We start from the raw sequence: 12,494 nt of genomic DNA, 5'->3' as shown, positions 1-12,494 counted from the left end.
GAGCTCCTCGCTTGGGAAGGATAGACTCGTCGCGGAAGCGGCCGGGTGGTCGATGTTATGTCCAAGCCATTTATGGCCAAAGGCATCGACACGCGTTCTCAAGCGCGGCTCAACGCCCGGTTTTATCCGGCGCAACCTCGTCTTGTGCGAGGGAGCGGCGAATGGGATCGCAAGCCAGGACAAATAGCAGGAGCAGGCCATGAGGCGGCCCGCTTCGGAAATGCCGCGCTTGCCGCTGGATGAAGGCGATCCCCTGCCGCCGCAGCATGATCGTGCGGCTTTCTCGCCGGACCCGTTGGCAAGCCTGTATCGGGAAGAGCGGCCCTCGCTGCTGCGTTTCCTCTTGCGATGGACGGGGCATGACAAGGCGGAAGATGTCATACAGCAGGTTTTCAGCCGCATGGCTGGAAGTTCGGACCATGATGGTCGAGCGATCCGGGCACCCGGAGCCTATCTCCGCCAAGCGGCGCGCAATGTGCTGCGCGACGAGGCCAGGGTAGCAGAGCGCTGTTGTGCGCATCATCATGTTCCGATCGAGGATCTGGCGCTTTCGGGTGGCGATCCCGTCGCCGCGCTGGAGGCGCGCGACCGGCTCCTCCGGATCGAGGAGGCCATGCTGCGATTGAAGCCGTTGACCCGCGAGATATTTCTGGCTTGCCGTCTTGATGGCTATAGCTATGCCGAGATTGCCGAACGGACCGGATTGAGCGTGCGAGGGGTCGAGAAGCAGATGAGCAGGGCGATCAGGCAGCTTGGACGGCATCTGCGGGCGCATGACTGAGCCCGGCGGGACAGAGATTCCCCAATCCATCCATGAAGCCGCCGAAAAATGGCTGGCGCGGCGTGCCGGACAATCCGATCCGGCATTGGAGCGCGATTTTGCGCTCTGGATCGATGCGGATCCCCGGCATTGCGTCGCCTATGACCTGATTAAGCGCAATTGGCAGCTCGGCACGCTGCTCCAGGAACGGCATGTCGGCCGGAACCGCTCGCTCCCGCGCGCGCCATTCTGGATGCGGCAGAAGACGCATATCGCGGCTGCCGGACTTGGCGCCGCCGTTCTGCTGGGGGTGGCGTCGGTCAGCCTCCTGCGGTTCGGCGGCCCCTTGGGCATTTCCACGGCGGCTGAGGCGGCCGTCTATGAAACGGCAGTGGGCGAGATCCGGACGATCAGCCTTGCGGACGGATCGACCGTCATCCTCGACACCGCCTCGCGGCTTCGCGTGCAATTGTCCGGCAGCGAACGGCGGCTCGACCTCGACCGGGGGCGGGCGCGTTTCGAGGTCGCTGGGGATGAGAGGCGCGTCTTCCGTGTGCGGGTCGCGGGTGGCGAAATTGTCGCCCATGGCACGATGTTCGACGTCAGCCTGATCGGTGCGCATCCCTTGGTTACCGTTCTCAATGGGTCAGTGGAATTGCACCGATCCGATGCCAGTGCAGAGACAAGGGCGTTTGGACCGGGACAGAGCGTCGCGCTTGACGGGCATAGGACCGGGCAGGCCGCATCGGCGGTGGAGGCGCGATGGGTATCGGGCATGCTGGCGCTCGATGCAACGCCCCTTGCCGAGGCGGTGGCAGCGATCAACCGCTACAACAGGATACAGATCCGGCTGGCCGAGCCCTTTGCCATGCCGCTGCGCGTGACGGGTGCATTTAGGGTTCGCGATCCGGAAGGGTTCGCGCGCGCTGTCGCGGCCAGTTTCCATCTCAAGATGGAGCGGCCCGACCGCGCCACGATCCTGCTGGTGGCGCCGCCCAAGCGGGCGGGATCGAATATGTAAAAAAATCTGTCGGGTGTTTTAGCAAGCCGGCGTCTCCCCACTGTCCCGCCCATTGGCGGCAAGGGGGAGAAGGCCAAATGTCTCGATTTTCATTATCCGCTCTATATCTGTCCGGCAGTATCGTCACCGCTGCGCTAGCGGTCAGCGCCCCGGCGGCGCTTGCCCAGCATTCTTCCAGCATCGCAATGGCGTTGCCCGCTCAGCCGCTTGGTGCGTCGATTCGTGAACTGGCCCTGCGCTCCGGGCAGACAATCCTTGTCGATGCGGACGTTGTCGAGGGGGTGAATGGCCCAGCCCTGCAGGGCGCGTTCACGGTGGAGGCAGCCCTGGATCGACTGCTTGCCGGAACCGGTCTTGTCTGGACGCGGATCGAGGGCACTATCATTATCCGGAAAGGGCGCGGGTCCGGGCAGGACGGGGAAAGCGGCGAGGGCGCAAGCCTCCTGGTCACGGGCAGCCGCATCCGCGGCGCGCCGATCCCCTCGCCCGTGATGGTTCTCGACAACAGGGTCGTCAGGGACAGCGGCCTTGCCGATCTTGGCGATGTCGCGCGCAGCCTGCCACAAAGCTTTGGCGGCGGGCAGAATCCGGGCGTCGGCTTCAACGTGCCGTCCAGCACGGGCGGCAATGTCGGAGGCGGGTCCTCGGTCAATCTGCGCGGCCTGGGAAGCGACGCGACGCTGACCGTGCTCAACGGTCGCCGTGTGCCCTATGACTCGGCCCGGCAGGGCGTCGACATTTCCGCTATTCCGCTTGCAGCGGTCGATCGGATCGAGGTGGTGGCGGACGGCGCCTCGGCCATTTACGGATCGGACGCGGTCGGCGGCGTCGTCAACGTGATCCTGAGGCGCGACTATAATGGCGTTGAAACCCGGGCTCGCATCGGCGGATCGCCCGATGGCGGGAATTTCCAGCAGCAATATGGCGTGCTGGCGGGTAGCCGCTGGAACGACGGCGGCGGTTTCCTGACCTATGAATATGGCCGGAACACTGCGCTCATGACGAACCAGCGTAAATATGGCCGGATCAGGCCGGACCTGACCCTGCTGCCGGCCAGTCGTCGCCATGCGGTGGCGGGAAGCATCCATCAGGACATCAGTGACAATCTGACCATCGAACTGGACGGCCTCTACAACCAGCGGACCGGTGAATTTTCCTATCCCACGAGCGGAGCCGCCAATCTGTCGGTCAGCCGGATCACCCAGAGCTTTGACAGCTATACGCTGGCCTTTTCGGGAGCGGCGCGGCTCTTGCTGGGTTCATGGGAGCTCGGCCTGTCGGGTAGTTTCGGCAAGGGGCGTACCTATTTTCAGGGCGATACCTTCATCAACGACCAGTTTTCGAGCCGGGCTTTCGGACGCTACAATAACCAGACGATCACCGGAGAGATCGCGGGCGACGGCCCCTTGTTCGCCTTGCCGGGCGGAGACGCCAGGCTGGCCCTGGGGGTCGGCATCCGGGCGAATGACTTTGCAATCTTCCGGGGCGTGGGCAATATCAACAACGCCAGGCCGTCGCAGGACAGCGTCTATGCCTTTGGCGAGACCAGTTTCCCGCTTGTGGGGCCTGCGCAGGCCGTGCCGTTGATGCATAGCCTCAGTTTCAGCGCCGCGCTTCGCTATGAGCGCTATCGCGGCCTTGCCGATGTCGTGACACCCAAATTCGGCATGATCTACGCACCGGCCGATTTCCTCGACATCAAGGCGAGCTGGGGCCGATCCTTCCGGGCGCCAAGCTTCATCCAGCTTTATTCGATCGAACAGGCGATCCTTTATCCAATCACGACATTCGGGGGGAGGGGCTATCCCGCCGGGACCACCGCATTGCTGATCGCAGGGGGCAATAGCGACCTCAAACCGGAAAAGGCGCGCAGCTGGTCGGCCACCATGGCTCTGCGTCCGCCCGCCCTTCCGGGCGCTTCCTTCGAAGTCAGCTATTTCCAAACCCGCTATGTCGACCGCATCGTGAACCCGATCCCGACGTCAGCGCTGGCGCTCGTCAATCCCATCTACGCCAGGCAGATCACCTACGCGCCGACGCCCGAGCAGCTTGCGGCGGCGATCGCCCATGCGAGCCAGTTTCTGAACGGGGCGGGCGTGCCCTATGATCCGGCAAAGGTCGCCGCGATCATCAATCGCGCCAATATCAATGCCGGTCGCCAGACGATCCGGGGCATTGATGCCCAGCTTGCCTACAGGACCGGCCTTGCTGATGGGAACATCGAGATGTCGGCCAATCTCACCTATCTCGACAGCGAGCAGCAGCTTCTGGCGGACGGTCCGGTCGAGCAACTGGCGGGACGATTGTTCAACCCGCCGCACTGGCGCGGCAGGGGCATGATCGGCTGGAGCAAGGGCGGCTTCCGCACCGCGGCCACGCTCAGCACGATCGGCGGCGTCAAGGATGTGCGCTCCACCCCGGCTCTGCACATTGACGGCATGACGACGATCGATATCAGCGCCCGTTACCGCTTTGGCGAGGAAGGGGGGCTGCTGCGCGGCGTCGAGCTTGGCCTTTCGGTCCAGAATATTCTCAATGCCTTGCCTTCGGTCGTCGCGACCAGCCTCTATTATGACACGCCCTATGACTCGACCAACTATTCAGCGGTCGGCCGCTTCATCGCGCTCGAACTGGTCAAGAAATGGTGAGCGTCATGGACAGGAGATCGATCGCGCTGCTGGCCGCGGGCGTTGGACTTCTCGCCTTGCCTTCCACGGCGACGGCGGATTGCAGCGACCTGCTGCCGGTGCCTGCGCCCATGATGAAGCGACGCGCCATCACGGCGCAGGACCTGCTCGGCGTGCGCGACATCGGGCGGGGCGATGGCGCCCTTCTTGGCAACAAGAGCCCGCTCGGACTTTCCCCGGACGGCAGACAGCTCGCCTTCATCCTGATCCGGGCGGAGGCATCGACCAATAGCTATTGCATCGGCCTTGCGGTGATGGATGTGAAGCCATCCGCGAGGCCGCGGCTTCTCGATCAGGGCGGAGAGTTTATTGGCGGGACCGGCGATTATCGCGGGGTCATCCTGCCGACGGGATTTCCGATCCTGCTCGCGCCGTCCTGGTCGCCCGATGGCCGGTGGATCGCCTTCCTGCGGCGGGACAAGGGTGTCACCCAACTCTGGACAGTGCGTGCCGATGCCGGTCCCGCCCGGGCCGTCACCCATTCTCCCGTCGATGTGGAGCAATTTGCCTGGGGGCCTGATGGCAGGTCGCTCATCTATGCGAGCCGGACCGGACAGATAGCGGAGCGGACCGCATTGGCGCGCGAGGCCGTGACCGGCTTTCGTTATGATGATCGCTATGTGCCGATGATGGGCGACAAGCCCATGCCGCTCGCCACGACAGCCCTGTCCTTGTTTCGCGTCGGTCCGGGCGGGGGAGAGGCCCGGCCCTGCGAAGAAGGTGACCGGGCGCTGCTGGGCCCCGATCCGATCGGCTATGCCATCCTTCCGCTTTCGGCGAGGGCCGATGATGGGCGCTTTGTCCAGACGGAGCATGTCACCGCCAATCCGGCCAGCCCATGGGCACTGGCCATGTCCTCCGCGGCTGGCGTGAAAATCCCCTGTCCGGGTGAGGCCTGTCGCGGCAAGTTTGCCGGGCTTTGGTGGATGTCCCATGATGGCCCCTTGCTCTTCTTGCGCCGCGAGGGCTGGAATGACCGGTCGACGGCGCTCTATCGCTGGCGGCCTGGCTCCGGCCCGCCACGGAGAATATTTGTTACGAGCGATGTCATCAGCGGTTGTGAGCTCGCAGGTGGGGACCTTGTCTGCTTGCGCCAAAGCGCGAGCGTGCCGCCGCGGATCGTGCGGATCGATCCGGGAGCCGGGCGCACCGATCTGCTCTACGATCCCAATCCCGAATATCGATCCATCCGGTTCGGCAGGGTCGAGCGACTCGAATGGCGGAACGACCGGGGCCTGGAAGTCGCCGGCGATCTTGCCCTGCCGCCCGATTATGATGGACGAGAGAGGCTGCCCATGATCGTGACGACCTATCGCAGCAACGGATTTCTGCGGGGCGCGACCGGCAATGAATATCCGATCCATCTATTCGCAGCGAAAGGCTTTGCGGTTCTCAGCCTGGACCGACCGCCCCATGTCGGCGCGATCAACCCGCTCAACAAGGACTGGCAAAAGCTGCTGGTCGAGAATGACCGGGACTGGGGAGAGAGGCGCAGCATGCAGTCCTCGGTCATGACCGGGGTGCAGCGCGTCATCGGCATGGGGATCGCCGATCCCGATCGCATCGGCATCACCGGTTTGAGCGATGGATCGAGCACGGTCGGCTTTGCCCTCATCAACAGCCGCCGCTTTGCCGCCGCCGCGATCAGTACCTGCTGTCTTGAACCCTGGACCGTGAACGCCACCATCGGCCCGGCCTTTGCCCGGAAGATGCGGTCGCAGGGTTTCCCGCCCGCCACATCCGACGATCGGGACTATTGGGAGCCCGGTTCGATGATCCGCAATGCCGCGTCGATCGATACGCCATTGCTCATGCAGCTGGCGGATCGGGAATATCTGACGGCGATCGACGTCTTCGCCGCCTTGCGCGAACAGGGAAAGCCGGTCGACATGTATGTCTTTCCCGATGAATATCATAATAAATGGCAGCCGCTGCACCGGCTGGCGATCTACGAACGCAATGTCGACTGGTTCCTCTACTGGCTTCGGGGCAAGAGGGATCCCGATCCGCGCAAGGCGGAGCAATATGCGATCTGGGACAGGCTGCGCCTAAAACAGCCCTTTCCTCCCTAATCCTGGGTCTGCCCCGCCACCCATGCCTCGACATCGGCCAGATGCATGATGCGGTGATAGGCCGTGCCCTGGACGTAACCCTCGCCGTCCAGGGCATGTTCGAGCAGGGGAAGGTCAAGCAGTCCGGCCCGGCGCAGATTTCCGTCGAGCAGCATGGAGCGGATGACGGAGCGGTTCGCGGTGAAGATTTCCGCGATATAGCTGTCGGGCGTGCCCTTCGTCCTGCGGTCGACGACGGCTGCTGGCAAGCGGTCGCGAAAGGCATCCCGTGCCACGACCCGGTTCTGGCCTTGTCTGAACCACCACCAGCTCGGTATCCGCAGACATGCCTCCACGACCGGCTGCGAAGCCAAAGGCGTCACATGGCGCACCGGGCTCCCGATATCATTGCCTTCCGCCCAGCCCTGGGCGGCGGTGATGAGCGCGATATGGGCGGCCGTCCCGGTTTCACTGCCGCGGGGCGGCTCCAGCCAGGGATGGCGTGGTACAAGAGCTGTGTCGCCCATGACCTGGGGGGACAGAAATTGGGTCATAGGCCGCCAGCGATAGGCCGGCGACTGGCGGAACGCCCGTGACGCTGCCCGACCAAGCACCGTAATCGTGCTCACATCCGCCATGGCCGCGATCGACTGGGCGGTAGACCAGCCTTCACTTACGCTCCGCCCGCGCAGGAAGGCGTCGGTCACCGGCGCGATGGACCGCAGGGAAAAGAAGACATTGTCCCCGCCGCCGCCATCGATGGAGAGATCGGCGCCGCTCGCCCCGACCGCCTCTTGGAGCAGGCGGGAGGTGCCCTGCATGAAGCTGCGCGCGAGCGGATTGGGCTGATCCTTGGCATCGGAACGGCTGATGTCGACCATAGCGACATCCCATTGCGCTTCGACGATCGGCACGCCCAGACGGGATGCGACCATCCGCGCATAATGGCGTTCATCGCCCATGGCGCCGAGGCTGGCGAGATTGAAACATGTGAAGGGGCAGCCATGAGTGCCGAGCGCGGCGGCCAGCACGGAGGAGTCTATCCCGCCCGACAGCATGAGCAGGGCCCGCTTGGTCCCCATGGTGCTGGCGCGGGTCGCGGTCGATACCGCGCGCCGGATCATGCACGCGGCCTCGTCCCGGTCGTCGATCCAGTGGCGCCTGCCAGCTTGGTCCCATGGGTTCCATGTCTGCGTGACGCTCAGCCCTTCTGGGGTGAGATGGAGACGGGAGCCGCCCCGCAGTTCTTGCACGCCTATGAGGCAGGTGGAGGGCGAGGGGATATCCCTGAGCGCCAGGCGGCGCAATATGGCGGACCATTCGACCCCATGGGATTTCCATCCGGCAAGCGACAGCAGCGCCATGTCGGAAGCGAGAATGAGTTGATCGCCCTGCACCGCATGGAAGCAGGGCAGGCGCCCGAAGGCTGAGCGCAGAACATGAAAGCCTGCCGCGCGATCGCGCAGGATCGCGACGAAATTACCCCAATAGTCCTGGCTGAAGCGATGGAGATCTGACGGATCGCCGCTGGACGCGACATCCGAGGGCGGGGTCGCCGGATCGCTCTTGCCGGTCGCGAAAATGGGGCCGATGACCATGCCGATATCATCGCCCAGATGCCGGACTTGTCCGCCGCCGCTTGCGACCAGCATATCGTCCCGGTCGATCATGACCGACAGCGCCTCGGCGCGAGAAATCGCGCTCCGGATCGGCGGCGCGATAGGACTGCGTTCCGGTTTCGGCGCGAATAGGGCGACAAATCTCTCCATCAGATGATCCTGATCGGGCAGAAGGGACGGACCTGATCGGGATCATCGGCGACGATCATGCCGTCGACCTCGACCCAGCTATGGGCCTGGAAGGGGTTGAGCTTGACGCCCAGGACGAGATCCGGTCGGATGTCGAGCGCGATCAGCCATGACGCGAGCGATAGCGCGGTGGGGAGGCACTGGTCACGGGCGGAGACAATCATGGCGGCCCGGCGATAGGCCTGATCAATATGGGCAAGCCGGTCGGTCGGGGCCGTCCGGGGCGCCACGCCATTTTTGCGCTGTTCGATCGAGCGGATGTTCCGCGAGAAGGGCAATTGTCTCAGTCTCGCGCGCCACCAGAACCGGCGGGTCAGGGCGCTTGCGACATAGGCTGGTGACAGGCGCGGTTTCGCAATGGGGAGCCTGGCCTCGGACGCGTGCGACCACGGGCAGGGAACAGGCCTGATATCGGCCGACGACCGGATGATGATGCCCGCTTCCAGCAAGGCGTCGCACTGCCGGGCATCGATGTGGTTGGCGTCGATGAGCAATCTGAACGCTTGGTCCAGCGCTGGCCGCAGGCCGAAATAGCGATCGGCATGGAGGTCGAGGAAAATGACCTGTCCCTCGGTCCGGCAGAAGCTCAGACCATCGCGCAGTGTAAAGCCGGTCATCCTATGTCTCGAATGGACGATGGCGCGCAGCTGTGAAGCTGCGCGCCATCGCTTCAGTCGTCGGAAAGACCGAAATTATTTTCACCAAGCCCGACATCGCCGGTGATGCCGCCCGGACCCTTGGTTTCCACGCTGACCGCGCCGAGTTCGATCACGTCATTGTCACGTTCCATGATAGTCACTCCTTGGTTTTGCTGCGACTATTTGCAGCACCATGGAGCGTAGGAAGCGGACGGCCCTATCCGAAATTTATACGGATCCGATATCGCGAATATATGGAATGATCGGGAGGGATGGATATTGCTCTTCAATATGTTGCAGGCGGCGTGTTTCGCCAGTCACTCGTCTCGATAGACGCCGCGGAGAAGTTTTGCCGCGGCGCGCTGGCGGCGCAGATGATAGGTCGATGAGTTCCTGCGCAGCAGCCCGATGTCACCGGCGCGCGCGCTGTGCGCCAGCGCCTGCAATTCATCCCCGGTGCCGCCCAATATGTCTTCTTCGCCGATACGCGCGACATGAAGGCGGGCGTTGGTGCGTTCCATCGCTTCGCCATGTTCGCGATTGCTGGAGGCGCTCGCGATGCGGTGAAGGAGGTGCGCGGCCCGGTCCGCGCCCGATGAGGAATCCGGATCGAGTTCGATCGATCGCAGCAGGGAAGAGCGGACGTTGCGCAGGGCGAGCTGGACGATGTCGCCCGACCAGGCGTAGAGATCCTTGAGGCCCGGCTCGTCGATCAGCGGCACAAGGAAGCCCCCGCCGCTTCGCGCTTCGACGAGACCCTCGCCCGCTAGGTGGCTGAGCGCCTCCCGGATCGGTGTCGTGCTCGATGCCAGCATTGCGGAAAGCTCCGCAGGATCGAGACGGGATCCGGGACGATAGCCCCGTTCCATGATGAGGCGTCTCAGGCTTTGCTGAACCCGCTCGGAGGTTGGACCGGCGTTCATCCTGATTCAGCTTTGCCGCGCCGCAAAGGCCGCCACCATGTCCTGCTGGTCCGGCCGCAGCGCATCGATGGCGGCCAGCGGGCGATCAGGCGCGCCAGTCAGCAGGACCGAGGGACACTGTCCCTCGAAATTGCCGAGATTGGGGCGGTGCTGGCGATAGCCGGCGAGCGCGGCCAGTTCAGGAGAAAATCGGCGTGCGACTGCGGGCGGATAGGCAAGCCAGGGATTTTCATAGGGTTTGAGCCATCCCAGACTATAGCCCGTGACGATCGCGCGCCGCACAGCAGCGGTCCGGTTTGCGCCGGCACCGTGCAGGGTTGATCCCAGCAGGATGAGGGCGGAGCCGGGCTCCATCCCGACCGCGATCGGATCTGTGACTGGACCGGGCATGAGCGCCTGTGCGCCGTGGCTGCGCGGCCAGACCAGCGTCGCGCCATTATCGGCGGTGAAGGGCGTCAATGGCCAGATGATATTGACCAGATATTCGATCTCTCCCTTGGGCGCTTGCCACATATCCTGGTCGCGATGGGGCACCTGCGCCGGCGCGCCGGGGTGGATGGCGATGGCCTGCCCGACATTGAGCTGGATGCAGTCGCACCAGGGGCTAAGTATCTGCCGGGCGATCCGGGTGATGAGCGGATGCCGCACCAGTGCTTCTGCATGGGGCGACCGCGTCAGCAGCCGTCCGAAGCGCTTGGTCGTCTCGCCATAAAATGGTCCCTGGCAGAAGGGAGTCTCCGCAAAAGCCGGCGCCAGATCGGCGTCCAGCGCGGCGATGACGCTTTCGGGCAAGGCGTGCGATAGGACGGACCAGCCCTGGTCGAACAATTGCTCGATCAGGCGCGACGCACTGGTGGGAAGGGGTTCGGTCATGATCGCGTCTCCCGTCTCACGCTGCCATCGGTGCCTGATCATAGATCCCGGCCTCAGCGAGCCGGTCGAGCGTGTCCGCGCCCATCTCTATCTCCAACGCGACGAGCAGCGAGCCCTCATGCCATTGCGGCGCGCCCAATGGCCGGCATTGCCAGCCAAAGGCCAGGATCTGCTGGAACCAGTTCATCTCGGCGATGGCGACGTAGCGGCTGATGCGGTTCTCCAGCGCATGCTCCGCGATCGCGGTCACCAGGCGGTTGCGGACCACCCGCCGTTCGGCCGCCCGCAGGTTCCGGTCGAGGCAGAAGCGGGTGATCTCGAAAATGTCCCCGCCGCGCGGCGGTGGCGCGTCACATAATCTGGCGTAGAAGCTGTCGAGAATATGGGGGCGCTGGGTCGGCAGCAGCCTCGCCGAGGCGAGATGGGTGCCGTCGGGTTCGGACAGGATGATGTAGCGCGCATGTTCATCGTCAAACTGGTCGACCTCGAACCGGCCGTCGAGAACCGGAATCTGCCATTTGAGGAGATCGACGAAGACGGATTTGCGGGCCGCGAACATGGCGCGCAACACGGTGTCCGGCAGCGGCCGGAACGGTTCTTTCACGATGTGCAACATGGATAAGCTCCCTTGGTCGTAGGCGATCAAGGGTCGGTTCGGAGGCTGAGTCGCCGCTATTCCCAGAAATGGGGATGGCTCCAGCCGCCAATGTCGCTGATCGTCAGGGTTCCGTCACCCAGCGTCCGGCCGACGAGCAATATCCGCTTGTTGACCTGGTAGCGTGCACAGGCGTCCTTGATATGGCTCGTCACGGTTTCCCTGCTGATGTCCAATATCTGGCTGGTCTCCCAGTCGCTCTTGCCTCGCGCCGCCCACTGCACGCAGTCGCGCTGCCGGTCGGTGATGAGCGGCGCGGTCATGGCCCGCCGGGGCATCGACCAGAGTCGCCGGGCGGCATCGAACGCATAATTGCCAAGCAGCTGCGCCAGGAGAAGCCTGTCCTCGCGCAGGGGGCGATCGCCCTCATTGGCGAAGGTGCAGGATCCTGGGGGCTGCCCGCCGATATTGGAGGGAATGGTAAAACCGTCGCCGATCCCCGCCTGCCTTCCGCGTGCGAGATGCCTGTGGTCGCCGCTCGTCAGGGGAATGAGCGTCGGCATCTGTGTCCAGCGAAACCCCCAGCTGGTCATATGGCAGGCCCTGTGGACGGGATCGGTGATGCCCAGCGCGTTCGCGGCATAGAAATCCGCCCAACGGTCGGGATAATTGTGGATGTGGATCACGCCGCTGCCCGCCGCGACCACATCGACATGCTGGGTCAGGGCAAAATATTGAAAGCCCAGCTGCTCTGCAATCACGCGCATGACGGACCCCATGTCGTCGCGCGTCCGAACCTGGTTGATGCATTGGAGGAAATGCATCGCTTCCTGATGCATGCTCATGCGCACGCGTCCCGGCCGCAGGCGGCATCTCAAGCTGCCGCGCGTCCTGCAGTCGGCCTTTCCTCATTGTTGTGGCCGAAAGGCGGGGCCTCATGCCGCCGACCGGCAGGTTTTGTCATGAAACTGACATATCATGGTTTTTCCTGTCCGGGGACATATTTGCTGCCGTGCAGCAAAGATCGCCGACTTCGATCATTCAAAGCAGCCAAAGCGCCGCCGGTCCGCCCGGAAAGCGAGCGGTGAGACGGAGCGCCGCGGGTCCTGCCGCCGAAAATTGGCAGGATCCGGCATGC

General features: G+C 64.0%; 11 protein-coding genes. 4 read left to right on the top strand and 7 right to left on the bottom strand.

Annotation, left to right across the window (positions count from 1 at the left end; genetic code table 11):
- Positions 1-199: 199 nt before the first annotated feature.
- The 4 genes from Sj15T_RS11385 (at position 200) to Sj15T_RS11370 (ending at position 6,540) form a co-directional block, all read left to right on the top strand.
- Positions 200-781, top strand: coding sequence for a sigma-70 family RNA polymerase sigma factor (locus Sj15T_RS11385; protein WP_013041129.1), 582 nt, complete (start codon positions 200-202; stop codon positions 779-781).
- Complete coding sequence (locus Sj15T_RS11380) at positions 774-1,781, top strand: FecR domain-containing protein (RefSeq protein WP_013041128.1); 1,008 nt, start codon at positions 774-776, stop codon at positions 1,779-1,781. The genes Sj15T_RS11385 and Sj15T_RS11380 overlap by 8 nt, the downstream gene beginning before the upstream one ends.
- Positions 1,782-1,858: 77 nt before the next feature.
- Positions 1,859-4,429, top strand: coding sequence for a TonB-dependent receptor (locus tag Sj15T_RS11375; protein ID WP_013041127.1), 2,571 nt, complete (start codon positions 1,859-1,861; stop codon positions 4,427-4,429).
- 5 nt (positions 4,430-4,434) lie between these two features.
- Entirely contained in the window at positions 4,435-6,540 is a 2,106-nt protein-coding gene (locus Sj15T_RS11370; protein WP_148225569.1) for an Atxe2 family lasso peptide isopeptidase, read from the top strand.
- Here Sj15T_RS11370 and Sj15T_RS11365 read toward each other — a convergent pair.
- The 7 genes from Sj15T_RS11365 to Sj15T_RS11335 all read right to left on the bottom strand — a co-directional run bounded on the left by Sj15T_RS11365 (position 6,537) and on the right by Sj15T_RS11335 (position 12,201).
- The gene (locus Sj15T_RS11365; protein WP_013041125.1) at positions 6,537-8,288 is read right to left on the bottom strand and encodes an asparagine synthetase B family protein; all 1,752 of its coding nucleotides are present in this window, start codon (positions 8,286-8,288) and stop codon (positions 6,537-6,539) included. The two genes, Sj15T_RS11370 and Sj15T_RS11365, sit on opposite strands and share 4 nt — an antisense overlap.
- Positions 8,288-8,944: a lasso peptide biosynthesis B2 protein gene (locus Sj15T_RS11360; protein ID WP_013041124.1), complete on the bottom strand. Its 657-nt coding sequence runs from the start codon at positions 8,942-8,944 to the stop codon at positions 8,288-8,290. The genes Sj15T_RS11365 and Sj15T_RS11360 overlap by 1 nt, the downstream gene beginning before the upstream one ends.
- A 53-nt stretch (positions 8,945-8,997) precedes the next feature.
- Positions 8,998-9,117: a benenodin family lasso peptide gene (locus tag Sj15T_RS11355; protein WP_126516753.1), complete on the bottom strand. Its 120-nt coding sequence runs from the start codon at positions 9,115-9,117 to the stop codon at positions 8,998-9,000.
- A 165-nt stretch (positions 9,118-9,282) separates the two neighbouring features.
- Complete coding sequence (locus Sj15T_RS11350) at positions 9,283-9,888, bottom strand: GntR family transcriptional regulator (protein WP_081440666.1); 606 nt, start codon at positions 9,886-9,888, stop codon at positions 9,283-9,285.
- Positions 9,889-9,894: 6 nt separating this feature from the next.
- On the bottom strand, positions 9,895-10,761 hold the full coding sequence (locus tag Sj15T_RS11345) for a phytanoyl-CoA dioxygenase family protein (RefSeq protein ID WP_041386071.1): 867 nt from the start codon (positions 10,759-10,761) through the stop codon (positions 9,895-9,897).
- A 16-nt stretch (positions 10,762-10,777) separates the two neighbouring features.
- On the bottom strand, positions 10,778-11,377 hold the full coding sequence (locus Sj15T_RS11340) for an acyl-homoserine-lactone synthase (RefSeq protein WP_013041121.1): 600 nt from the start codon (positions 11,375-11,377) through the stop codon (positions 10,778-10,780).
- 56 nt (positions 11,378-11,433) lie between these two features.
- On the bottom strand, positions 11,434-12,201 hold the full coding sequence (locus Sj15T_RS11335; RefSeq protein WP_253720660.1) for a LuxR family transcriptional regulator: 768 nt from the start codon (positions 12,199-12,201) through the stop codon (positions 11,434-11,436).
- Between the last annotated feature and the right edge of the window lie 293 nt (positions 12,202-12,494).

It is taken from the genome of Sphingobium sp. TA15, assembly GCF_037101235.1.
Taxonomy (GTDB): Bacteria; Pseudomonadota; Alphaproteobacteria; order Sphingomonadales; family Sphingomonadaceae; genus Sphingobium; species Sphingobium indicum.
This window is presented reverse-complemented; position numbering and strand designations above follow the sequence as displayed.